Below are 26,042 nucleotides of genomic sequence, written 5' to 3'. Positions count from 1 at the left end.
ATTTATTGTTCATTTATGCGTATTATTTAGGAAAACGCTTACTTAAAGAGATGTAGATAAAGTATGGGGGTATAACTATGAGTTATAGCATTGGAGTAGATTACGGAACAGGCTCAGGAAGAGCTTTTTTAGTTGATACAAGAAATGGAAAAATAATAGATAAATATATAAAGCCATATACACATGGCACAATTGAAAAGAATTTAAATGGAGTTAAGTTACCACATAGCTTCTCACTTCAAAATGGAAATGATTATATGGAAGTTTTAGAAGAGGGTGTGCCATATTTAATTGAATCTTCAGGTATAAACCCAGAAGAAATTGTAGGTATTGGTATTGATTTTACTTCTTCTACAGTTATGTTTACAGATGAACATTTAGAACCTATTCATAATTTACCAGGATTTGAAAATAATCCACATGCATATGTAAAACTATGGAAGCATCATGGTGCTCAAGCAGAAGCGGATCAACTTTTCCAAACGGCATTAGATAATAAGAGTAGATGGTTAGGCTACTATGGATTTAATGTTAGTAGTGAATGGATGATTCCTAAAATTATGGAAGTAATGAACAAGGCACCAGAAGTGTTAGAAAAAACAGCTAATATCATGGAAGCTGGAGATTGGATTGTTAATAAATTAACAGGACAAAATGTTCGCTCTAATTGTGGTTTAGGTTTTAAATCATTTTGGGAAGAAAATGAAGGATTCCATTATGATTTGTTTGATAAAGTAAATGATCAATTATCAGATGTTGTACGTGAAAAGGTGGACGCACCAATTGTTAAAATAGGCGAAACAGTTGGCCAAATTTCTGAAGAGATGGCAGAGAAATTGGGTCTTTCTACCAAAACAAAAGTAAGTCCGTTTATCATAGATGCACATTCTAGTTTATTAGGTATTGGTTCACAACAAGACAAGCAAATGACAATGGTAATTGGAACAAGTACATGTCATCTTATGTTAAATGAACAACAACATCAAGTGCCTGGTATTTCAGGTTCTGTTAAAGGTGCAATTATTCCAGATTTATATGCTTATGAAGCGGGACAATCAGCAGTAGGTGATCTTTTTGAATATATTGCAAATCAATCACCGAAAGCATATGTCGATGAAGCGAATGAAAGAGATATTTCAATTTTTGAATTATTAAATGAGAAAGTAAAAGATCAAATGCCTGGCGAAAGTGGTCTGATTGTATTAGATTGGCATAACGGTAACCGAAGTGTGTTAAGTGATAGTAACTTAAAAGGGTGTGTATTTGGCATGTCGTTACAAACGACACATGAAGAACTTTACCGTGCATACTTAGAAGCTACAGCATTTGGTACTAAAATGATTATGCAACAATACCAAAGTTGGAATATGGATGTTGAAGATGTCTTTGCTTGTGGTGGTATTCCTAAGAAAAATCCACTAATGATGGACATTTATGCAAATGTACTAAATAAAAAAGTAACAATAATAGATAGTGAATATGCGCCTGCTATTGGTGCAGCAATTCTTGGTTCAGTTTGTGGTGGTGCACATCAAACGTTAAATGAAGCAATTGAGTCTATGAAAGAACCTGTTTTATATGAAGTAACGCCAGATCCTGAAAAAGTGAAACGCTATAAGAAACTATTTAGCGCGTATAAAGAATTGCATGATATTCATGGTTATAAAAAAGCGAGAATCATGCGTAATGTGGGTAAATTAATGGAAGTATAAAAATAGATTTTAGCACTTAGTGAGTTGGAGAAGTTGAATTCACTAAGTGTTTTTTGTATCAATAAGTTTATTTATGTGGTTAGAAGTATTAGTCTTAAATAAAGGAGCTGACTGAAATGAATATAATGTTAACAGGTGCTACAGGAAATTTAGGTCATCATATTACTAGCCAAGCCATCGAACATGGTATTGACCGATTTTATATAGGGGTAAGAAATTTAGAGAAAGTTCCAGAACGATGGAGAGATAATGTTTCTGTAAGGCAATTAGATTATTTTGATGAAAAAAGTATGATTACAGCATTTCAAGATATGGATACGGTCATTTTTATACCAAGTATCATACATCCATCTATTAAAAGAATTCCAGAAGTAGAGAATCTAATTAGTGCAGCAAAGCAAAGCGGTGTTAGTCATATAATTTATATTGGATATTATGCTGATCAACATAATAATCCTTTCCATATGAGTCCTTACTTTGGATATGCTGAACGTCTTCTTGCTTCAAGCGGTATTGATTACACATATGTCAGAATGGCAATGTATATGGATCCATTGAAACCGTATCTTCCAGAATTAATGGATATGCATAAGTTGATATATCCAGTAGGTGAAGGACGAATTAATTATATAACTAGACATGATATTGCAAGAGGTATCATTGCCATCATAGAAAATCCTGATACATGGGGAGAACGTTACTTATTATCAGGATATAGTTATGATATGTATGAGCTTGCAGATATTTTATCAGATGTATCTCAAACAGAAATTAAATATGAACCTGTTTCATTAGAGACGTTTGCAAATATGTATGATGAACCAAAAGGATTTGGAGCACTTCTAGCATCCATGTATGAAGCGGGTGCAAGGGGATTACTGGATCAACAATCTAACGATTTTGAAAACTTAGTTAACGATAAACCACAAACATTTAAAGATTTTTTAATGGAATAAAGATTGTAATAAGAAGGTCATGAGACATGCAATACTGTCTCATGACCTTCTTTATATTATGCAGATTTTTTACGTGAATATAATAAAGTGATACCAGTTATCGCTATTAATAGCGCGATAACATCAGAATGATTACTATCTCCTGTATTAGGAAGTACAGTTGAAATTGTATGTTTCGATTGTTGAGAAGGCTCTCCATTATACATGTTTTGTATATCTTTAGTGTTAGATTTTACGATATCTAAATTTGATTGAGTGTATGATGTTGCGTGTCTCAGATAAGCTGATTGTGTATTAAACATATTAGTTTTGTTTTGTTCATAGCTTTGATTTGATGCTTCAATCTGCTTTTTATTTAATGGCTTATTATTCTGATGCGTATTGTTTTGAGTCGCTGCAGTTATTTTACTGCTAGGTTGATAGGTACCGATACGACTAACCGGATTGCGTGACGACTTATCTGAGTGGTTTCTTTGATGTGATGAGATTGTCGCTACATTATTTCCAGGGTAATAAGTCGTTTTAATGTCTTTTGTTTTTGGAAGTGGAACGACTTTGTCATTATGTTTATTATTTTGAGACAGTTGACCATTGATGATTCTTTCAGGTTTGTTGGTATCATATTTAGATAAATTAGCATTTTTAATGTATTGAGCAACTACTTCATCTAAAGAAACACCTTCTTCTCGTTTACCGCCAAACATGTCATAGCCATCACCTTTATTAGCGGTGAAATCATTTGTTGCTACATAATATGTTTTATTTGGGTCTAACTTTTCGAATTTTCCAGTATCATGATTAAGAATTTGAATATCCGTAACTCTATTGCCTGACTTTTTAGTAATATCGAATCCAATTCGAATAGACTTAGATACTTGTAAGAAGCCGCCATTTGCCGTTAATTGTGATTTGCCATCTTTTGATTCTGTAGGTGCACTTATACTATGTTCAAAAGCTTTTTTAACATCGGAACCTTTTACTTTTATTTGAGATATTAAGTTTCCGAAAGGTAAAACAGTAATAATATCATTTTGTGTTACTTTACCTTTATCGATAGATGCTCTAATGCCTCCACCATTTGTAATAGCAAAATCAGGGCGATAGCTAAATTTCTTAGAAGCATAATCCTCCATTGCATCAGTAATTAAATTACCTAAATTTGTTTCTTGTGTACGGGCAACATTGCGTTCACCATTAAGTTTCACTTTGTTATTAGGAATAATGACTGTTGATGTCGCTTTTAAGAAGTCATCATTCGCTTTGTTTACTTGTTTTTCAATTTTAGTGTCAGGCTTAATATTTTTTGTGTCAGCGACGTTGATTAAATCCGCTTTAAGATTTTTGGTTTGATTATTCTCTCTATTGAATCGGATGCGTCCGACATTTTCTAAGGCAGTTCCAGTTTGAGCTAATACATTTTTACCATAGGATTTACCGTTTTCAATGACAGTATGAGAGTGTCCATCTAATACAATGATAGATTGTTTAAATGATTTATCTTTCGATAATTGATCTGTTAAATAGTCGCCACGCCATTCTTTTTTAGTATTAGGATCTACACCTAAATGAGATAAAATGACAAAAACATCTACTTGATCTTTAATGTCATTCATAGCATGTTTTACACTTGTCAGTGGATCTTTAAATTCAACACCTTTAACAGCCGATGGTGAAGTTTTAGTTTTAGTCTCTGGTGTTGTAACTCCAACAATGCCATAACGGACGCCATTTTTTTTAACAATTGTTGATGGTTTGAAGTCACTCTTACCATTTTTATAAACATTTGAAGTAATCATTGGAAAGTTAAGTTGCTTTTTTAATTTAAGTAGTTGGTCATATCCAAAATCAAATTCATGATTGCCTAAGGTCATGGCGTCATAGCCGGCACTATTCATAGCCTTTGCCATTTCTTCGCCTTTAGAGTTATTAGAGACAGGTAAGCCTTGGAAAGCATCACCAGAATCTAATAACAAATCGGGCTTTTCTTTATTTTTAAGACCTTTAACCTTAGGCATGCCAATAACTTTTCCATCATCTTCAACAAAGCGGCCATGGATATCGTTAGTATGTAAAATTGTATGTTCATTTTTGTTAGTACTTTCTGTTTTCGAGCTATCATTATGCTTAGCTTTTTCTTGTGTTTGTGTAGAAGTTACATATAGTTGCTTGTTCTGATCAGTCTGCTGTTGATGATTTTTATCATTGTTACTTTGATTTTTAGTTGAAGATTGCTGTTCTTTTAACTGTTGCTTTGGTGCATTTGAATTCTTGTTAATATTTACTACTTGTTCCTTGGTATTTGAATTTGGTTGTTCGTGTTGTGTATTTGAATGATAAGAAGTTATGTTTGTAGTATTTTTATTACTCTTAACTGTTGAATTGTTGTCATCTCTATGAGTATTTGTATCAATTGCTTTATTTTGATACTTAGCTAGTTCTTCATTATGTACAGAAATATTTTGCTGATTTTCATGGTTATTATTAGAAGACGTTTTATTAGTTTTATCTTCAGGTAACGATGTCGTAGTATCATCTTTTGAAGGTTGCTGTTCTGTGGTGGCTTTTTGCCTTGATTCTTGGCTACTTGTATTTATTTGTTGAGTTGATGTGGTATTACTCTTTTGATTGTCACTTTGATTTTCAGCTGCTTGTACAGGATGATTGATAAATCCTAAACAAATCAACATGATTAAAATAAATGAAAAAAATAGACGCTTCATATTGGCCTCCTTAATAATCAAAAATATAACAAGTCAATTTTAGCATATAAAATTTAAATAAAAATATTGCATAAACATAATTTACTGTAATTTTAAGGTTTATTAATATTTGATTAACGTATATGACATTGTACCTAAAAAATTTAAATTTATAATTAGATATTGGTTTAATATCAAAAATTAGAAATTCTAACTTTGTACTCACTATATATACAAGAAAACGCTTTTATATTATAATATAGATGTAAATCGAGAATTTGTTCACACGAGAAAGACAACGAATTTTCTATAAACACAAGGGGAGATTTATAATGAAAAAAATTATGATAACAGGTGCCTTAGGACAAATAGGTACAGAATTAGTAGTTAAATGTAGAGAAATTTATGGTACAGATAATGTACTAGCTACGGATATTAGAGAACCAGAAGCTGATTCGCCAGTAAATGATGGACCATTTGAAATTCTAGATGTAACAGATCGTGACAAAATGTTTGAATTAGTTAAAAATTTCGAAGCTGATACGTTAATGCATATGGCTGCTTTATTATCAGCTACTGCAGAGAAGAACCCTATGTTTGCTTGGGATTTAAATATGGGTGGATTAATGAATGCTTTAGAAGCAGCACGTACATACGATTTACATTTCTTCACGCCAAGTTCAATCGGCGCATTTGGTGATTCAACACCTAAAGTGAATACGCCACAAGTAACGATTCAACAACCTACAACAATGTATGGTGTCAATAAAGTTGCTGGAGAATTATTATGCCAGTACTACTTTACTAAATTTGGTGTAGACACACGTAGTGTAAGATTCCCAGGATTAATTTCACATGTTAAAGAACCAGGCGGCGGTACTACAGACTATGCTGTAGAAATATACTTTAAAGCAGTTAGAGAAAATCATTATACAAGCTATATTGATAAAGGTACATTTATGGATATGATGTACATGGACGATGCAATTGAAGCTATTATTCAATTAATGGAAGCTGATGGTGCTAAATTAGAAACTAGAAATGGTTATAATTTAAGTGCTATGAGTATTGATCCAGAAATGGTTAAAGAAGCTATTCAAGAACATTATCCAGACTTTACGTTAGACTATGATGTGGATCCTGTACGAGAAGGTATTGCTAAAAGTTGGCCAGATAGTATCGATACAAGTTGTGCACGTGGAGAATGGGGCTTCAATCCTAAATATGATTTAGAAAGTATGACTAAATTAATGTTAGATGCTATTGAAGCTAAAGAAAAAGCAACAAAATAATCTGCTTATTAAATATAACGTAGTAAATGTTAGTTTTACTCCTTCTAATTATTTTTACATTAGAAGGAGTGATTTTTTATCTTCGAGCAGTTACTTGACTTGTAAGATAAAAGCGATAGTGTTTTACTTAAGATATATTATACATATTAGTATTTAGTTTGAATTTTCGGAAAATTTATTGAATAGTATATATACGATTGCTATAATCTAGTATAACTATTTATATTGGTAGCAATATTAGGAGGCCGTTATCATGACAGAACAAGTTAAATTTGAGAAACGAGATACTTTAAAAGAAAAACCAGATAATTCGAATTTAGGATTTGGTCAATACTTTACAGATTATATGTTGAGTTATGATTATGATGCTGATAAGGGTTGGCATGATTTAAAAATAGTGCCTTATGCACCATTTGAAATTTCACCAGCTGCTCAAGGTTTACATTATGGTCAAGCTGTATTTGAAGGTTTGAAAGCATATAAATATAATGATGAAGTTGTTTTATTCCGCCCAGATGAAAACTTTAAACGAATTAATAATTCTTTAGCACGTTTGGAAATGCCAGAAGTGGATGAAGATGTCTTATTGGAAGGTTTGAAACAATTAGTAGATGTTGAACGTGATTGGATCCCAGAAGGTGAAGGCCAATCATTATATATCCGGCCTTTTGTATTTGCGACTGAAGGTATTCTTGGCGTAAGAGCATCTCATTCGTATAAATTATTAATTATCTTATCCCCATCAGGTGCTTATTATGGTGGTGACACATTAAAATCCACTAAAATTTATGTAGAAGACGAATATGTACGTGCCGTACGTGGCGGTGTAGGATTTGCTAAAGTAGCAGGTAACTATGCTGCGAGCTTATTAGCACAAACGAACGCTAACAAATTAGGTTACGACCAAGTGCTTTGGTTAGATGGTGTTGAACAAAAATATGTTGAAGAAGTAGGTAGTATGAACATCTTCTTTGTTGAAAATGGAAAAATTGTTACACCAGCATTAAATGGTAGTATTTTACCAGGTATTACACGTAAATCTATTATCGAGTTAGCGCAAGATTTAGGATATGAAGTTGAAGAACGTCGAGTTTCTATTGACGAATTATTTGAAGCGTACGACAAAGGTGAGTTAACAGAAGTATTTGGTACTGGTACAGCAGCAGTAATTTCACCAGTAGGTACTTTACGTTATGAAGATAGAGAAATTGTTATTAACAACAATGAACCAGGTGAAATTACGACAAAACTTTATAATGAATATACAGGTATTCAAAATGGTTCGCTAGAAGATCGTCACGGTTGGCGTTTTGTAGTGCCTAGATACTAAAATTTTAAATTATTGCTAGGAGCCTTTATTAAAGGTTTCTAGCTTTTTTTTAATAAACAATAATACAGCGATTATATGCGTTAAAGTTATAATATTATTCGTATAGTTAAAATAATTATTTTTAATCCAAGAAGCGACTTAAAAGTAACTTTCCTACATTTTTAACTATGGTTGTACTACAATAATACGTATTGAAACAAAAATAAAATATGGAGTGTAGTGATATCAATGGAATGGATACTGTTTGATAAAGATGGCACGTTAATAGAGTTTGATAAGAGTTGGGAAAAAATTGGTATACGTCTTGTTGATAAATTGTTAGATACATTTCCTGTTCATGATAAAGAAGTAGCGCACAGACAATTAGGCATACTAGATGATAAGATTGTTCCAGATTCTGTAATGGGTTCAGGGTCGCAAGGCGAAATGATTAAATCCTTTGATGATGTTACTGGTCAAGATACTTCTGAATGGACAAGAAATACGAGCCAAGAGTTAGTAGACTCAAGAGAGCCAGAAAATCATTGGATAGATGGTGTTTATGATACGATTGTAGCCTTACGTCAAGATGGCTATAAAATAGGTATTGTAACAAGTGATACCAACAAAGGAGTTACTCAATTTTTAGAAGCAACCCAATCAAAAGATTTATTCGATTTAGTTATTTCAACAGAAACACATGCTGAAGAAAAACCGAGTCCCAAAGTATTAGACCCATTATTCGAAGCTTATGATGTTAAACCAGAACAAGTAGTGATTGTAGGGGATACCGCAAATGACATGAAGACCGCAATTAATGCACATTTAGGATTGAGTATTGGTGTGTTAACGGGTATCGCTAAAAGAGAAGAACTTCACGAAGCGGATGTCATCATTGAAAGTGCTAAAGAAGTTAAACAAGTGCTTGATAAACAATAATGTTAGTATTTATTAAATAAAAAAAAGCTCCCGACTTTGTGGCCACTATAGATGTGGTTACTAATGTTGGGAGCTTATCTATTTGGTTTTTGATTATCTTGGGTCAACTTGACGATACGTATCGATAACATGTGCAATTTTATCGATAATAGGATTTAGTGTGTCGGGGTCGTTATGAATATCATATTCATTGATATTCACGCGAACGACTGGACAAGCATTAAAGTTATTAATCCAATGATCGTAACGGTCAAATAATTTTTGCCAATATTCAGGGTTGGTATCAATTTCTATTTCACGACCACGTTGTTTGATACGTTCAATGACTTCATCATAATCACATTCCAAATAAATAAGAACATCTGGTTTTGGAAAATAAGGTGTCATGACCATGGCATTAAATAGTTCTGAATAAGTTCTGAAATCATCTTTACTCATAGTTCCTTGTTCTTCATGCATTTTGGCAAAGATATCTACATCTTCATATATAGAACGGTCTTGTACAAACCCGCCGCCATACTCAAACATACGTTTTTGCTCTTTAAAACGTTCTGCTAAAAAGTAGATTTGTAAATGAAAGCTCCAACGCTCAAAATCTTGATAGAATTTATCCAAATAGGGATTATGATCTACGTTTTCAAATGAGGTTTTAAAATTTAACTTATCTGCTAAAGCTTGAGTGAGGGTAGACTTACCGACACCAACTGTACCTGCAATTGTGATTATGGCGTCTTGTGGTATGTTAAATGAATTCATTTTATTTATCTCCAATCATTGATTTTACCTGAGTAAGTATCTCTTGATAATCTTTGTCATTATTGACAAAATCCATATTTGACGTGTTGATGTGTAATACTTGAACATCACTATCTTTTAAAGAACTATAAAAAGTATGATAGTCACGTTTCAAAGCAAGTAAATAATCATCTTCGATTTGATGTTCGAAACTACGATTTCTTTTAGCGATTCTGTGTTTTAATACATCTAATTCTGCATCTAAAAAGATTATTGTATTTGGCATTGTTAAATCTTCGGTTAAAATGTCATATATACGTGAGAATTTATTGAATTCATGACGGTCTAATGTATTTTTAGCAAAGATTTTATTTTTATAAATGTGATAATCACTTACTATACCTTTGTGAAGTGACTCGATATCTTTAAACTGTTTATATCTATTACATAAAAAGAACATTTCTGTTTGGAAACTCCATTTTGAAATGTCATCATAAAAGTCAGATAAAAATGGATTTTCATCGACAATTTCTTTTTCTTCATAAAAATCTAAGGATTGACTTAATTTGTGAGCAAGAGAAGATTTTCCAACACCGATTGGACCTTCAATTGCGATAAATGGTTTATTCATATTCACTTCTCCAAATGTTAAGATAGACAGTGAGTATTGTAACACAAGTGAGGTGTCTGGACACGAATGGAAACTGATGAATATTATATGAAAATTGCAATCGAAGAAGCTAAAAAGGCCGAACTACTAGGAGAAGTTCCTATAGGTGCAATTATTGTTAAGAATAATCATGTTATAGCAAGAGCACATAATATGAGAGAAACGTTGCAACAACCTACAGCCCACGCTGAACATTTAGCTATTGAACGAGCAGCAAAAGTATTAGGTAGTTGGCGTCTTGAAGATTGTACTTTATATGTCACACTAGAACCTTGTGTGATGTGTGCAGGCACTATTGTGATGAGTAGAATTCCATATATTAAATATGGCGCAGCAGATCCTAAAGGGGGATGTTCGGGAAGTTTAATGAATTTATTGAATCAACCGGATTTTAATCATAGAGCACAAGTGGAAAGTGGATTGTTAGAAGAACAATGTGGTGATTTACTAAGAAACTTCTTTAGAAAGTTAAGAGAAAAGAAAAAATCCGACAAACGGGCTATACTAAATCATGAATCGGATTTGTTAGAATAGAGTAGTAAGGTAAGTCATTGTCAATCCACGAATCTTTAATATAATGAATACTATATAGTATGAAACGAGGTTAACGAATGATTAAGTTAATAGCAACAGACATGGATGGTACGTTATTAAACGCGGCACACGAAATTTCAGAAGAAAATCAGCAAGCAATTCGATATGCCCAAGAACAAGGTATTACTGTAGTTATAGCGACAGGAAGAGCATTTTATGAAGCTAACACACCAGTAGCTGAAACAGATTTGAAAGTGCCTTATATTTGCTTGAATGGGGCAGAGGTTCGAGATGAAACATTCAATATAATGAGTACCTCTCATTTGAATCATGAATTAGTACACAAAGTTACTTCAAAATTAAAAGAAGAAGGTATTTATTACCAAATCTATACTAATAGAGGTATTTATACTGAAGATCCACAACGTGATTTGGATATTTATATTGATATTGCTGAGAGAGCAGGTCAAAAAGCAGATGTTGAAAAAATTAAAAAGGGTATTCAAAAACGTATTGATAATGGAACTTTAAAAGTTGTTGATAGCTATGATGCGATAGAGGATATCCCTGGTGAGTTAATAATGAAAGTGTTAGCCTTTAATCCTGATTTAGGAAAAATGGATCGTGTTGGGCAAGAACTTGCAACGTCACCTAACTTAGCTATATCGTCTTCTTCAAGAGGAAATTTGGAGATTACCCACTCAGATGCCCAAAAAGGTATTGCGTTAGAAACAATCGCAGAACGTTTAGGTGTAAAAATGGAAAACGTGATGGCGCTTGGTGACAATTTGAATGATATGTCCATGTTAGAACGTGTTGGCTATCCTGTTGCAATGGAAAATGCTGCACCGGAAGTGAAAGCAATTGCAACATACACTACTGACACTAATGAAAATAGCGGTGTTGGTAAAGCTATAATGAAATTGATTGATCAGAAAAAATAATACAATCGACAAAGGAGATATAGATAATGAAAGGACTAGCAATTATCGGTAGTGCACAATTAGGATCTCATACACACGCATTGTCCCAATATTTACAAGGTCAATTTGAAGAACATGATGTAGAGTTGGAGATTTTTGAATTAGCCAAAAATCCTATACATCAACTTGATTTTGCAGGGACAACACAAGCGACTGAAGAGATTAAAAATAATGTTGATTTATTACAAAGTAAGGCTATGGAAGCGGATTTCTTCATATTAGGAACACCTAATTACCACGGTTCATTTTCAGGTATTTTAAAAAATGCATTAGACCACTTGAATATGGATTACTTTAAAATGAAACCTGTTGGATTGATTGGAAATAGTGGTGGTATTGTAAGTTCTGAACCACTATCACATTTAAGAATTATCGTGAGAAGTTTATTAGGCATAGCTGTACCTACACAGATTGCTACGCATGATAGTGATTACGCTAAATTAGATGATGGCACATTATATTTAGAAGATGATGAATTCCAGTTACGTGCCAGATTATTTGTAGATCAAATTGTTTCTTTCGTAAATAATAGTCCATATGACCATTTAAAATAAAAGCACAACTAAAATAGAAAATGATTAAAATCAACTCAAACAAGTATTAAATAGATATTAAAGATTAGGTGGAAAATATACTGATTTCTAAATATCTACATTATATTAAACTTGTTTGAGTTTTTTGTTGTTGATAAGTAAATCTATGTAAAAATTCAATTTATTACAGATTTAAAATATTTAATTCTATAGCGAATTTATTGTTGTAATTCATTTAAAAAGATTATACAATAACTCTCATAAATCATTGAAGGTAATTAAGTGGATTGTAATAATACCTTGTGATATATATAACCAATGAATAAATTTTGAGAAATAAAACACTTTTGATAATAAGTTTAGAATATTTTAAACAATAATCCTTTTGATTGTTATATTTGTCATAAAAATATAGTGCGAATCGATTAAACTTTATTTTAAGCGTAACTATATGACATTTATCTTTCAAAAGGATTATTTTTATGACAAATTTTCAAACTACATACTTTGTCAAATGTAATTTTTAGTTTTTATTCATTATTTTTTTAATTATTTTAAAATACTAAGCACACGCACTTTATTATTAAAATATTATGTGTTGTAAAATAATATTGCTTGTATTATATTTGTGGTAGCAACTAAAAGGATTTATATGGTTGTTACATATAATTAAAAAATGATTTCTAGGAGGAAGTAAATGAAGAAAAGAATGGATTTTTTACCAAACAAAATGAACAAATATTCAATTAGACGTTTTACAGTAGGGACGGCATCAATTTTAGTTGGAGCCACATTAGTATTCGGTATTGGTAATAACGAAGCGCATGCTTCTGAGAAGACAAATACTGAAGAATCTACTCAATCTAACGAAGATACAGCCTCTCAAGATAGTGTTAAACAAAAAAGTGACGTTCAAACAAGTGAACAAGCAACTAACAATAATGTCAACCCTGAACAAGTTGATGTAACAAATGAAGCAAATACTTCAGAAGAGTCAACAACAGAAGAAGCACCAAAAGCTGACACAACAAAAGAAGAGTCAGCAACAGAAGGAGCGCCAAAAGCTGACACAACAAAAGAAGAGTCAGCAACAGAGGAAGCGCCAAAAGCTGATACAACAAAAGAAGCGCCAGCAACAGAGGAAGAACCAAAAGCTGACACAACAAAAGAAGCGCCAGCAACAGCGGAAGAACCAAAAGCTGATACAACAAAAGAAGCACCAACAACAGAGGAAGAACCAAAAGCTGACACAACAAAAGAAGCACCAGTAACAACGGAAGAACAAACACCTAAAACAACTACAGATCAAGCTCCAGAATCAAACCAAACTGATTCTCAAGAAACAACTACAAAACAATCATCTCAACCTACAACTCAATCTCAAAAATCACCACAAGCAACTACAACACAAGAATTTGATACAGTAGTAAATGATGTTCAAAATGCAGCAACAACTGAAGATAAACAAGAGGCTTTAACTAACTATATTGCTGATACAAACAATACAAGCAAAGAAGATGCAAAAGCTCAAGTTGAAAACTTAGATTTAGATTATAATCATCTTGATGAAACAATATTATTAAGTGCACTAGCTCAAGATTATTCAAATAAAAAAGATTCAACAACAACGTATGCTACACCACGTTCAACTACATCAACACCAAAACCTGTTAATCGTTTAGGTATTAAAAAATTAGCAGCAGTAAGACAAGGTACAAATGTAAATGATAAAGTTCATTTTTCTAATATCGATATAGCTATTGATAGAGGACACACAAATCCACAAACAGGTCAAAAAGAGTTCTGGGCTACATCAAGTGACGTTTTAAAATTAAAATCGGATTATACAATTGATGATGATGTGCATGAAGGAGACCAAATGACGTTCCAATATGGAAAATACTTCCGTCCTGGTTCAGTAAGTTTACCTTCTACACAACAGAACTTATATGATGCAAACGGTGGATTAGTTGCTAAAGGTATCTACGATAGTAATACTAACTCAACTACTTATACATTTACTAACTACGTTGATCAATATAATAATATTAAAGGTAGTTTTGAACAAATTACATTTGCTAAACGTGAAAATGCAACAACTGATAAAACAGCTTATCCAATGCAAGTCACTTTAGGTAATCAATCATATTCGAAAGACATTACTGTGGATTATGGTAATAAAAAGAATGCACCTATCATTACAAGTACAAATTATATTGAAAATGGTACATTAGCACGTCATATGACAGCTTATATCAATCAACCAAAATCAACATTTACGAAAGAAACATTTACTACTAACCTAACTGGATTTAAATTCGATCCAACTAAAAATAACTTCAAAATCTATGAAGTAACAAATCAAAACCAATTTGTAGATAGTTTTACACCAGATACATCTAATCTTAAGGACGTAACTAGTAATTTTAAAATTAATTACAGTAATAACAATCAAACTGCTACAGTTGATTTATTAAATGGTGCGAAAAGTAGTAATAAGCAATATATTATTGAACAAGTTGCCTATCCTCTAGATACAGCAAATGATACGAATGGTAAAATTGATTACCGTTTAGACACTAATGAAAAAATCTACACTTGGTCTAACTCTTATTCGACTGCTGCAGGGTCTTCCACTGCTAATGGAGATTTAAAGAAATATTCATTAGGTGATTACGTATGGGAAGATACGAACAAAGATGGTAAACAAGATGCTGATGAAAAAGGTATTCAAGGTGTATACGTCATCCTTAAAGATGCTAATGGAAAAGAATTAGATCGTACAACTACAGATTCAACAGGTAAATATCAATTTAATGACTTAACAAATGGAACCTACACAGTTGAATTCTCTACACCAGAAGGTTATACACCAACAACAGCAAATGCTGGTACAGATGATAGTGTTGATTCAGATGGCTTAACTACTACTGGTGTGATTAAAGACGCAGATAACTGGACGTTAGACAGTGGTTTCTATAAAACACCAAAATATAGTTTAGGTGATTATGTTTGGTTAGATACCAACAAAGACGGTAAACAAGATGATACTGAAAAAGGAATACCTGGCGTAACTGTTACATTAAAAGATAAAGATGGTAACGTTCTTCAAACAACAACTACAGATTCAACAGGTAAATATCGTTTTGATAATTTAGATAATGGTGATTACATTGTTCATTTTGATAAACCAGCAAACTTAACACAAACTACAGTAGATTCTACTGATGATGATAAAGATGCTGATGGAGAAGATGTACATGTAACTATTAAAGATCATGATGATTTCACAATAGATAATGGTTACTTCGAAGAAGACTCAGATAGCGATGCGGATTCAGATAGCGACTCAGACTCAGATAGCGATTCAGACTCAGACAGTGACTCAGATTCCGACAGCGACTCAGATTCAGATAGCGACTCAGATTCCGACTCAGACTCAGATAGCGACTCAGATTCAGACAGCGATTCTGATTCAGACAGTGACTCAGATTCAGATAGCGACTCCGACTCAGATAGTGACTCCGACTCAGATAGCGACTCAGATTCAGACAGTGACTCCGACTCAGATAGCGACTCCGACTCAGATAGCGATTCCGATTCAGACAGTGATTCAGACTCAGATAGCGATGCAGATAAAGAGCACGGAGATGATGCATTACCTGAAACAGGTGATGATTCTAATCAAAACAATGCTACTTTATTCGGTTCTTTATTCGCAGCATTAGGATCTCTATTCTTATTTGGTAGACGTCGTAAAAAAGATGCAGATAACAAGTAATATATAATCTGTGTTAAATATATAATTATGGATAAAACCAGGTCATTTTGGCCTGGTTTTATTTGAAAATTACACTAAATTATTAATAATTGATATAATTAATTATGATATATGTGTAATATGGAGGTTAATATGGATATTGAAAGAAAAATAAGAAAATTAGTAGAGTTTATTAATGATAAAGAAAATATTGAAGGTTATGCGTTTGTTAGTTTAGGGAAACCTAATGTTAAAGCTCAGGTGAAGCTTTTAAAGAAAACTACTTATTTAGAACGTGAGATTAATAAATTATGTCAAAAATACAAGAAAAAGGCAGCTGTATATCCAACATGGATTAAAGTGGATATTGTTACACATTTTAATAATGTACCATTTAATGAACTGAAAAATGACTTGATTACAACTAGACGAAATTATATTGAATATGGTATTGCTCTTGACTCAAATTGGAATATCACTTTTTTACCTGAGGAAATTAATGTAAATGCATTTGTTAGACCATCTAAAGAGACTAAAGAGTTCTATTTATCTGAAGACAATATTAATAACTATATGCGTAAATATACTAATTATAAAAGACCATTTTCGGAGGATTTATATAAAGGGAAAGATGTCACTAAATTTTATACTAAATCATACTTTTTAGATGACGAAGAAGTTTATGAGTTGCATTCGAAAGGCTATCAAAAAGGCTTAAGAAAAATAGATGATTTGAGTAGTGAGATAGATAAATTGATAAAAAGTAGTACTCACTTTTTAGATAATATGATGGAAGATAGTGGTAGATATAATTACGGATATTTCCCACATTTTGATAAAAAAATAGGATTTTATAACATTTTACGACATTCATCATCTACTTACGCGTTAATTGAAGGATTAAACTATTTAGGAGAAACACTAAATTCAACTGAAAAAGCTATTAATTATATCATCGACAATTATATATATGAAAGTAATGGCAATGCATATGTGTTTGATGATACAAAAAACGTAAATGAGATTAAATTAGGACAAAATGCATCATTTATATTTGCAGTATGTGAATATTTGAAAAAACACAATAATGAAAGATTCCTTGAAGCAGCACAAAAGGTAGCTAATGGCATATTAACTATGATAGATGAAAATACGTGGGATACTACTCATGTATTAAACTATCCTGATTTATCTGTTAAAGAGAAATTTAGAATTGTTTATTATGATGGTGAAGCAGCGTTAGCATTAATGCGACTATATCAACAAGACCATAATGAACAATGGTTGAATACAGTTAAAAGTTTAGTTGATCAATTTATTGCTAAAGATTATTGGAAATATCATGACCACTGGTTAGGATACTGTACAAATGAACTAGTACAAATTAATCCAGAAGCTAAATATTTTGAGTTTGGAATTAAAAATGTAAGCACGCATTTAGATTATATTAAAAATCGTGAAACTATTTTCCCAACATTTTTAGAAATGTTAATGGCCACATATAGATTGATTCAAAAAGCCAAACAAGAAGGACATGAAGAATTAGTCGAATCATTAATAGATGAACAGAAATTAATTGATATTATCCATATAAGAGCAGATTATCAAAGAACAGGCTTTTTCTATCCAGAATTAGCTATGTATTTTAAAAATCCAGCTAGAATATTAGGTAGTTTCTTCATAAAACATCACGGTTATAGAGTTAGAATTGATGATATAGAACATTATGTTTCTGGTTATGTTCAATATCAAAAAGCTTTTAAGTAATATTAAAGAGAAATTGTTTATTAGTTCTGTATAGGATTGATTATTATAATTAAAGGAAATATCTATCTCATTGCGGTAGATATTTCCTTTTTAATTTTTGTATAGTATTAAAATATACATAAAATCTATTGATACTTGTCATATTTACCTAAAAATAGATTTTCAATAAAAGTAATTGATTTTTCTGAAATAAAGGGGTTGCGTAACAATTTAATTAAAGTTGTTTTAGAATGTTTAAATAAACGCATTGGTGCATACTGTCCTCTTTGAATCATATCAACATATCTATTTAGAAAAATCGTTAGTAAATCTTGTTTTCTATTTGTAGACATAGTGGTTTTATTTAAAATAAAATCATATACTGCTACATATATTTTAACAGCATCTCTAGGTGGAGTGGACGAATTAGTTAATGCGACCTCGTCTTGAGTTTCATAAAAATAATAATCATTTTCATAACCTAAAATAGTGATAGTATTTACGACACTATAAACTTGCATTAAAAACCAATTGTCTTCTCTTACTTTTATACCTTCTGGAAAACGAATATTATAATCTTCAACAATTGAGCGTTTAATTAATTTCCCAATGACATTTAAAGTATTATATAACTTAGTATTTTCAAATTTTAAATTTGATTTTGTTTCTTTATAACAAAATGCAGAACGGCTTATAGGTCTGTTACTATTTGCATCTCTAAAGTAAGGCATACATATCATATCGTCATTTGTATTTTTAGCTATATTCATTGCATTTTTTAGAGCATTAGTGGTGATATAGTCATCAGAATCAATAAATAATATCCATTTTCCCTGAGCTACTTCTAAAGCCTTATTCCTTGGAACCGAAGCGCCACCAGAGTTTTTAGTACTTTCTAATATTACTAAGTTAGGTATATATTGGTTATAAGTTTTAGCTATTTCTAAAGATTGATCTGTAGATTTATCATCAGATACAATTACTTCTATTTTTTGTAAATCATATTCTTGTTCACTTATTTTTTTAAGTAAACGTTCAATAGATTTTTCTCTATTATATAAAGGAATGATGATTGAGATTTCAATATTTTGATTCAAGTTAGTTCCCTCCATTATCATTAAGAAGATTTTTAGCTTCATTTATGTCGTTAAAAGATGTAAAAATAATAGTTTTATTAAATCCGCGAATAAATCCACTTTTATATTTTAGCCCAATAATAAAAGCATTATTAAATTTAAATAAATCATATTTATAATCATTATAAATACTAAGTAAATCTGATACTGTAAAACTTTGTCTTTCTTTAACTCTAAATCTTCCAGTTAGATTAGTGGCGATAGAATCACTTAAGTTATAATTTGCTATAATGGAATTTGTATATTTTTTTCGATTCGCGAAATTTTTGAATAAATAATCAGCTAATTCATAGGATTCGGATGGATGGGGGCCTTTAGACATTGATGTTAATAGTTCATATACATTTATTGTTTTACCAGTAAAGAAGTTCGAATTATTTGTGACCCATTCTTTTAATTGTAATTCTTCATTTGGTACTTGCACGTCAATAGCATTCATATAATAAACTAAAGGGCCCATACCCTCTATTGTCATGGAATTCTCAACATTAAATTGTTCTTCGATTTCATTGGTATCATTATTTACAATGATATAACTTTTGCCATTATTACTGATTGCTGAGAATAAATCTTTAAAATTAGCTTCTAATTTCGTTTTAGCTAAAATATTTGGCAAGGTTTTAGCAACTTCTGGGAATTGAGTTCCGCCACTAGAAGATTTTAATAGAACTACAGAATCTTCATTACACAAATATTTTAAATCATTTATCATTAATTCCTTATTAGGATAATAAGTGATATGTTTATTTTTAATTTTATTAACAACAGGTCTTAAATCATCATCTAAGCATAGAATATAATCTGCATTTGAATTAGATAAATAAGGAATAAGCTCTTGATGAGTATCTCTTGATTTATGGCCAAGATCATTAATTTTACCTAATGCAATAATTTTATTTCCTTTAAAAAATTCTGTTTGAGTATCAAAAGCTTTGATTGCATTTATCATGGCAGGTAGTGATGCGTTATGAGTATCATCAATTAATGTTGTTTTATGTGTTGGTGTTTGAATTTCTTTCATTTTTAATATTTTAGAGAATGGTTCGAAGTTATAAAGGTATTCAGCTTTTACTGGTATATTTAAATTTTTGAGTATGAGTATAGCGGCTAAGGTGTTAGAAATCATACCATCACTAAATGTATTAATTTGATAATTGCATCTTTCACCATTGACTTCAATTTCAATTTTAATAGCACCTTTTAAATATGTGATTTGAGCAGGTTTAAGAGTTGAATCTAAAGAATTTCCAATTGAATATGTCTGAACATTTTGAGTGTATTGATGTGCTTGATCTATTAAATAGTCTGCAAACATCGTGTCTCCGTTAATGATTGCGACGCCATTTTCCGATAAACCTGCAAAAATTCGAGCCTTTAATTCTGCTATTTCTTTAATACTGTTAAATGTTGAAAAATGAGCAGCACCAATACCTGTTATCACAGCTATATCAGGTTTAAGATATAAAGATGTGTTCTCTCTATGATTTATCGCATTTAAGGATGTTTCAATTACAGCAAAATCTGGATTTTTGATTAACTTTAACATATTTGCATATATTGCAGCTCTGATATTATTATTACCTCTATTTTCTTGAATAGGGTAATCTTTTAAAAGCGATGCAGTTAACATTCTTGTTGAACTTTTTCCCATTGATCCGGTAATAGCAATAACTGGATTTTTATATTGATTTCTTATGTATATTGCAAGTGTTTTAAAAGCTTTAATTGAATCTTGTACAATAAGTTGCGGTATTTTATATTCCAAGCCCTCAACATAGGTTTCAGTAATAATTAATCCGACATTAGGATTTGATTTATCTATTAAATCATTGCCTTCAGGTGCGTTTTTACTTCTACCTAATTCTCTCCACCATGTATCTTTTTTCGGTGAAAAATAAGCAGTATGTTTTGACTTTACAAAGCCATATATTGTTTCAAAATCATTGATTTCTCTATCGATATTATTTTCTATATCATATAATGTTCCTCCTATAATATTTGATATATCTTTAATCGTTAGCATAAATATCCTCCTACAGGTAACTTGAACTTTATTTTTTATTAATATTTATTGTTTGTCAGACAAGGTAATATTTTAAACCATTCTTACTTAATTATACCATGCCTCCAAATAATTTTTGATTTATAGTACATATATTTTCTAATTATTTTAAAATTCTAACTATTTATGGTAGCGCTTCCAATTATAACTGTGCTACACTACTAACGAGTGTAAAAGTTCATGAAGGGGTGGGACATAATGAAGCGTTATCGCTATTTTATTATTACGATGATTGTCATCATGACAATGATTAATTATATTGATAGGGGTGCTATTTCATACGCTCAAGAGGATATTATCAAAGAATTTGGTTTTGATACGATTGCTTGGGGCTCTATTCTAGGGTATTTTGGTTATGGTTATATGTTTGGTTCGCTGTTAGGGGGTATTACAGCGGATAAAAAAGGACCGAAATTTGTATGGATTGTAGCAGGAACTGCTTGGTCATTAGTAGAAATTGCTATGGCATTTGCCGGTGAACTAGGTATAGCCGTATTTGGAGGTTCTGCTTTAGCAGGATTCGGCATGTTGCGTGTCATGTTTGGCGTGGCTGAGGGGCCTATTTTTTCTACAATTAGTAAAACCAATGCCAATTGGGCTGCACCTAAAGAAAGAGGTTTATTATCGGCATTAGGATTAATTGGGGTGCCATTAGGTGCATTAATTACAGCACCCATTGTTTCAGGTTTTTTAACAATTTCTAACTGGCGTTTACTATTTATCTTGCTAGGTATATTAGGCCTAATTTGGGTAGTTATTTGGTCTATGGTATTTACGGATTATCCTGAAGATAATAAAAGAATTTCTGAAGAAGAATTACAATCTATTCGTTCTACTGAAGATAGTTTAAATGTCGAAAAGACAGTTGATACAGAACAATCTAAAGAAAAATGGTATCATTTTTTTACAAGTACAACGTTAATTTGTAATATGTTAGGTTACTTTGGTTTCCAATATGTTAACTTTCTTATTTTAACTTGGACGCCTAAATATTTACAGGATGAATATCATTTTGAAATCCATTCATTATGGTATTTAGGTATGATTCCATGGATTGGGGCAGTTTTCACAGCGTACTTCGGTGGTCAATTATCAGATTGGCTTAGAAAAAAGACAGGAAGTCTACGTATTGCGAGATCTGGACTTTCAATAGTAGGTATGATTTGCGCTGCTACATGCTTTTTAATTATTCCGTTTACACATAGTATTGTAGCGGTCATGATTTTAATGATGATTGGAAACGCATTTATTTTCTTACCTAATGCCGTTTATTGGGCTGTAATCATTGATACAACACCTAACAATACAGGTACATATGGTGGTATTACACATTTCTTTGTTAATACTGCAACGGTCATTGCGCCAACATTAACAGGCTATTTAGTAGCATCTTATGGCTACTCTTCAATGTTTGTATCTGCAGTGGTTGCATCATTAATTAGTATCATTGCAATGTGCTTTGTTAGACCAGGTGAAAAGAAAATGCATATGACAAAATAAAAAATGCAGTGCTTCCTAATATATCAATTTTGGAAGTACTGCATTTCTTTTATTATTTTCTATATTTTAAACGCGCAAAAGCATCATGTTGATGTATGGATTCTTCGTTACGACATTCGATATCAAAGCCTTCTATCCAATCAAATTCAACTAAATCAGCTGCTATTAATCGGATTAAGTCTTCAACAAAACGTGGATTTTCATAAGCACGTTCCGTGACACGTTTTTCGTCAGGTCGTTTTAAAATTGGATAAAGTACGGAGCTTGCATTTGCCTCCATCGCATCTAAAATTTTATCTTTATAATCATCAATGACAATGTCATCTTTATTTAAATAAGTTTTCACTGTAACGATACCACGTTGATTATGTGCTGAGTATTCACTGATTTCTTTTGAACATGGACATAACGTCGTAACGGCAGCTTGAATCGTTAATTCTTTGCGCGTTACGTTAGTACCTTCAATTGCTAAACCATAAGTGACATCAGCATTTCCAATGGCTTTAATTTGGGTTACTGGACTAAAGCGGTCAAAGAACCATTTGCCACTAACATCCACACCTGCTGCGTTTTGGTTCATCTTTTCTTGTAATGTTCTCAATACTTGATAGAGTGTATTAAATTCTAATTCAATACCATTATGATAGTGCTTTTCAACACTTTCTAAGATGCGGCTCATATTAATACCTTTTTCATCTTTATTTAAACTTGTTGAAAAGCTAAATGTACCTGCTGTTTGAAATTGATCAATCAATACAGGATAGGTTAAATTTTTAATACCTACTTCTTCTATTTCAAATAAGAAGTTTTTGTGTGTGCTTTGTAGATCAGTCATTTCATTTTTGGTAGTTGGTTTCGTACCTTCGATAGGGTCAACAGAACCAAAATGTTTCCATCGGCCTTCTCGTGTAGATAAATCAAATTCTGTCATTGTTAACCTCCATTAAGATTCGAAATGATATGTCCAAAATGGTTCGATTTCTAAAAAGCTATGAACTTGTCCATCTACTTGTGGACTCGCTAATTCTTTTAAGAAAGGCCCAGTTTGTGATGCATGTGCTTCAAAAGCTTTGATTTTTATATCTTTATATTTAGAAATATCGTTTTGGATGTCTGGTTCGCCTAAAATATCTGGGGCATCATTACTGAATGCAACTAAAGTCAATCTTGGACGTTCATTTTCAGGCATGCGTCCAACGGTTCTTACTACAGCTTCGCCAGTTGCTTCGTGATCAGGGTGAACAGCGAATTTAGGATAGAACGAAATAATTAATGAAGGATTAGTTTCATCAATTAAATTTTTAATCATGTCATCCATTTGATCATGTGGTTCAAATTCTACTGTTTTATCTCGCAATCCCATTTTACGTAAATCTGTAATTCCAATAGCCTTAGCAGCATTTTCTAATTCTTTTTCGCGAAAATCAGGTAATGATTCTCTTGTGGCAAATGGGGGATTACCTAAATTTCTGCCCATTTGACCGAGTGTTAAACAAGCGTAAGTTACAGGAATGCCTGCTTCAATATAGCTTGCAATGGTTCCCGCAGATGAGAAGGTTTCATCATCTGGATGAGGGAATATCACGAGTACATGTCTTTCATCTGTCATGATTTTGACCTCCTCTATATAGTAAATGGCTTTTCGCTAATTTCTAATGTAGCAGCTAATTGCCCTTCATAATTAAATCCTGCTATGAGACATTCGTTATCTTGGTTGACTTCGTAATGTGTTAGTCCCTGAACATAAACCCAACCACCATCGCGAAGTTTTAAACCGATACGGTATGGATCTTTATCTCCGCCTTTTAGTTGTGCGTGTTCATAAGCCACTTGTATATTTCTTAAAAAAGTACCTGCATTAAATACACGTTCATCAAAATGGTTAGCATATGCACCATTTGTCGTCTCAACATGTAGGTAAACGGGTTTATTTTCATAAGATGTGAGTAATTTCATCACTTCTTCATATTTGATAGGTTCCAACACGTTCACTCCTTACACCATTCAATGTGTTTATCAGTCTATTTTACTAAAAACAACGCAATAAATGTACATCTCTGCTCAATTTCTTTTATGAAATTTAAAATTATTTCTATATATTAGCATTTTAAAGATGGCATATCACTTTAGTACTAAAAAAATGTTGTATCGTGTTATAATCCAAATGTAATTAAGGGGTTTGTTTTTATGTTGGTTGATAGCAAATTTTTGAGGTGATTAATTATGAAAATTATTAATTTAGGTTCTAAAGAATTAGCATCATTTTATGTTGCCTGTGAGTTATTTAAACAAATGGACTATAGCCCAGATAGTAAATTAGGTTTAGCTACAGGAGGCACTATGACAGATGTCTATCAAAGTCTAGTTACACTATTAAAGAAAAATCAAATAGATGTCTCACAAGTGACTACGTTCAATTTAGATGAATATGTTGGTTTAGAACCTGAGCATGAACAAAGTTATCATTATTATATGGATGACATATTATTTAATCAATATCCATATTTTAATCGCCAACGGATTCATATCCCTAATGGAGACGCGGTTGATTTTGAACAAGAAGCAAGACGCTATAATCAATTAATTGAATCTGAAGGGCCAATCGATATTCAATTGTTAGGCATTGGCGAAAATGGACATATCGGATTTAATGAGCCAGGAACATCTTTGGAAAGTGAAACACATGTCGTGGATTTAACAGAAAGTACAATTAAAGCAAACAGTAGATACTTTAACGATGAGTCAGAAGTACCAAAGCAAGCCATATCAATGGGTCTTCAATCAATTATTAAAGCTAAAAGAATCATTTTATTAGCGTTTGGAGAGAAAAAGAAACAAGCGATAAATGACTTGTTGAATCAACCGGTAAGCAAAGATATCCCATCTACAATATTAAAGACACATCCAAATGTAGAAATCTATGTAGATGACGCGGCTGCGCCAGACTTAAAGAATAGCTAAGCTATTTTGAAAATTATATTTCGTTTAAAATAAAAGTGTACAGGGTAATTCATTCAATGAGATAGATAAATACAGATAAATTTGAAAGGATGAATTATAGTGGAATTACAATTAGCTATTGATTTATTAAATAAAGAAGAAGCAGCAGAATTAGCGAAAAAAGTAGAAGAATATGTCGATATTGTTGAAATTGGTACACCAATTGTGATTAATGAAGGTTTACCTGCCGTTCAACATTTAAATGAAAATATAAGCAATGCTAAAGTATTAGCAGACTTAAAAATCATGGATGCAGCAGACTATGAAGTAAGCCAAGCTGTTAAATTCGGCGCTGATGTTGTAACAATTTTAGGTGTAGCTGAAGATGCGTCAATTAAAGCAGCAGTTGAAGAAGCGCATAAAAATGACAAACAATTATTAGTAGATATGATTGCTGTTCAAGATTTAGAAAAACGTGCGAAAGAATTAGATGAAATGGGTGCTGACTATATTGCAGTGCACACTGGTTATGATTT

General features: G+C 31.9%; 21 protein-coding genes. 13 read left to right on the top strand and 8 right to left on the bottom strand.

The genetic code is table 11. The features are described 5' to 3' along the window. Nucleotides 1-77 precede the first annotated feature (77 nt). Nucleotides 78-1,712: a ribulokinase gene (locus ACZ267_RS11325; RefSeq protein WP_047210653.1), complete on the top strand. Its 1,635-nt coding sequence runs from the start codon at nt 78-80 to the stop codon at nt 1,710-1,712. A 116-nt stretch (nt 1,713-1,828) separates the two neighbouring features. Further along, nucleotides 1,829-2,668 carry an SDR family oxidoreductase gene (locus ACZ267_RS11320; protein WP_002465581.1) on the top strand — a complete coding sequence of 280 codons (840 nt, stop codon included), beginning with the start codon at nt 1,829-1,831 and terminating at the stop codon, nt 2,666-2,668. A gap of 56 nt (nt 2,669-2,724) precedes the next feature. Here ACZ267_RS11320 and ACZ267_RS11315 read toward each other — a convergent pair whose 3' ends face one another. After that, a complete protein-coding gene (locus ACZ267_RS11315) occupies nt 2,725-5,388 on the bottom strand; it encodes a 5'-nucleotidase C-terminal domain-containing protein (protein WP_079449074.1) in 2,664 nt (887 codons plus the stop codon). 311 nt (nt 5,389-5,699) lie between these two features. On the opposite strand from ACZ267_RS11315, the gene ACZ267_RS11310 reads away from it, so the two are divergent. The 3 genes from ACZ267_RS11310 (at nt 5,700) to ACZ267_RS11300 (ending at nt 8,907) form a co-directional block, all read left to right on the top strand. Beyond that, nucleotides 5,700-6,659 carry an NAD-dependent epimerase/dehydratase family protein gene (locus ACZ267_RS11310; RefSeq protein ID WP_002465556.1) on the top strand — a complete coding sequence of 320 codons (960 nt, stop codon included), beginning with the start codon at nt 5,700-5,702 and terminating at the stop codon, nt 6,657-6,659. Between the two features lie 253 nt (nt 6,660-6,912). After that, nucleotides 6,913-7,989, top strand: a complete 1,077-nt coding sequence (locus ACZ267_RS11305) for a branched-chain amino acid aminotransferase (RefSeq protein WP_015365347.1) — start codon at nt 6,913-6,915, stop codon at nt 7,987-7,989. A 228-nt stretch (nt 7,990-8,217) separates the two neighbouring features. Continuing rightward, a complete protein-coding gene (locus tag ACZ267_RS11300; RefSeq protein WP_079449072.1) occupies nt 8,218-8,907 on the top strand; it encodes an HAD family hydrolase in 690 nt (229 codons plus the stop codon). Nucleotides 8,908-9,000: 93 nt separating this feature from the next. On the opposite strand, the gene ACZ267_RS11295 is transcribed toward ACZ267_RS11300, so the two are convergent. Together ACZ267_RS11295 and ACZ267_RS11290 are read right to left on the bottom strand one after the other, a co-directional pair. Beyond that, nucleotides 9,001-9,663, bottom strand: a complete 663-nt coding sequence (locus ACZ267_RS11295; protein WP_002465571.1) for a deoxynucleoside kinase — start codon at nt 9,661-9,663, stop codon at nt 9,001-9,003. Nucleotide 9,664: 1 nt separating this feature from the next. After that, nucleotides 9,665-10,273 (bottom strand): deoxynucleoside kinase, encoded by a 609-nt coding sequence (locus ACZ267_RS11290; RefSeq protein ID WP_002465565.1) that lies wholly within the window; start codon nt 10,271-10,273, stop codon nt 9,665-9,667. A 66-nt stretch (nt 10,274-10,339) separates the two neighbouring features. On the opposite strand from ACZ267_RS11290, the gene tadA reads away from it, so the two are divergent. From tadA to ACZ267_RS11265, 5 genes are all read left to right on the top strand, one after another. Then, on the top strand, nt 10,340-10,846 hold the full coding sequence (gene tadA, locus ACZ267_RS11285; protein ID WP_002465558.1) for a tRNA adenosine(34) deaminase TadA: 507 nt from the start codon (nt 10,340-10,342) through the stop codon (nt 10,844-10,846). A gap of 77 nt (nt 10,847-10,923) precedes the next feature. Then, nucleotides 10,924-11,790: a Cof-type HAD-IIB family hydrolase gene (locus ACZ267_RS11280; RefSeq protein ID WP_463680321.1), complete on the top strand. Its 867-nt coding sequence runs from the start codon at nt 10,924-10,926 to the stop codon at nt 11,788-11,790. Nucleotides 11,791-11,816: 26 nt separating this feature from the next. Next, complete coding sequence (locus tag ACZ267_RS11275; protein ID WP_015365345.1) at nt 11,817-12,383, top strand: NADPH-dependent FMN reductase; 567 nt, start codon at nt 11,817-11,819, stop codon at nt 12,381-12,383. A 676-nt stretch (nt 12,384-13,059) separates the two neighbouring features. Continuing rightward, entirely contained in the window at nt 13,060-16,143 is a 3,084-nt protein-coding gene (locus ACZ267_RS11270) for an SdrD B-like domain-containing protein (RefSeq protein WP_259973208.1), read from the top strand. Nucleotides 16,144-16,275: 132 nt separating this feature from the next. Next, nucleotides 16,276-17,889, top strand: coding sequence for a poly(glycerol-phosphate) alpha-glucosyltransferase (locus ACZ267_RS11265; RefSeq protein WP_079449070.1), 1,614 nt, complete (start codon nt 16,276-16,278; stop codon nt 17,887-17,889). 125 nt (nt 17,890-18,014) lie between these two features. Here the strand turns inward: ACZ267_RS11265 and ACZ267_RS11260 are convergent, their stop codons facing one another. Both ACZ267_RS11260 and ACZ267_RS11255 read right to left on the bottom strand, forming a co-directional pair. After that, on the bottom strand, nt 18,015-18,965 hold the full coding sequence (locus tag ACZ267_RS11260; RefSeq protein ID WP_002451102.1) for a glycosyltransferase family 2 protein: 951 nt from the start codon (nt 18,963-18,965) through the stop codon (nt 18,015-18,017). A gap of 1 nt (nt 18,966) precedes the next feature. Next, nucleotides 18,967-21,027 carry a Mur ligase family protein gene (locus tag ACZ267_RS11255; RefSeq protein ID WP_050969348.1) on the bottom strand — a complete coding sequence of 687 codons (2,061 nt, stop codon included), beginning with the start codon at nt 21,025-21,027 and terminating at the stop codon, nt 18,967-18,969. 237 nt (nt 21,028-21,264) lie between these two features. Between ACZ267_RS11255 and ACZ267_RS11250 the strand changes: the two genes are divergently transcribed. Then, complete coding sequence (locus ACZ267_RS11250; RefSeq protein ID WP_002465862.1) at nt 21,265-22,566, top strand: MFS transporter; 1,302 nt, start codon at nt 21,265-21,267, stop codon at nt 22,564-22,566. 52 nt (nt 22,567-22,618) lie between these two features. Here the strand turns inward: ACZ267_RS11250 and folE2 are convergent, their stop codons facing one another. Genes folE2 through ACZ267_RS11235 form a run of 3 tightly spaced genes read right to left on the bottom strand, consistent with a single transcriptional unit; the run spans nt 22,619 to nt 24,552 of the window. Next, on the bottom strand, nt 22,619-23,497 hold the full coding sequence (gene folE2, locus ACZ267_RS11245; protein ID WP_002465869.1) for a GTP cyclohydrolase FolE2: 879 nt from the start codon (nt 23,495-23,497) through the stop codon (nt 22,619-22,621). A gap of 12 nt (nt 23,498-23,509) precedes the next feature. Then, nucleotides 23,510-24,175, bottom strand: coding sequence for a bacillithiol biosynthesis deacetylase BshB2 (bshB2, locus tag ACZ267_RS11240; RefSeq protein ID WP_002465886.1), 666 nt, complete (start codon nt 24,173-24,175; stop codon nt 23,510-23,512). A gap of 14 nt (nt 24,176-24,189) precedes the next feature. After that, nucleotides 24,190-24,552 carry a YojF family protein gene (locus ACZ267_RS11235; RefSeq protein WP_171001930.1) on the bottom strand — a complete coding sequence of 121 codons (363 nt, stop codon included), beginning with the start codon at nt 24,550-24,552 and terminating at the stop codon, nt 24,190-24,192. A 237-nt stretch (nt 24,553-24,789) separates the two neighbouring features. Here ACZ267_RS11235 and nagB point away from each other — a divergent pair, with 237 nt between their 5' ends. Both nagB and ACZ267_RS11225 read left to right on the top strand, forming a co-directional pair. Beyond that, complete coding sequence (nagB, locus tag ACZ267_RS11230) at nt 24,790-25,527, top strand: glucosamine-6-phosphate deaminase (protein ID WP_002465879.1); 738 nt, start codon at nt 24,790-24,792, stop codon at nt 25,525-25,527. Between the two features lie 99 nt (nt 25,528-25,626). Then, nucleotides 25,627-26,042, top strand: a 416-nt coding sequence (locus ACZ267_RS11225) for an orotidine 5'-phosphate decarboxylase / HUMPS family protein (protein ID WP_463680320.1), incomplete at its 3' end; no start/stop codon positions are given.

It is taken from the genome of Staphylococcus sp. AC872, from assembly GCF_979255425.1.
The sequence above is the reverse complement of the archived record's forward strand: the minus strand, read 5'-3'. Positions and strand labels throughout refer to the sequence as shown.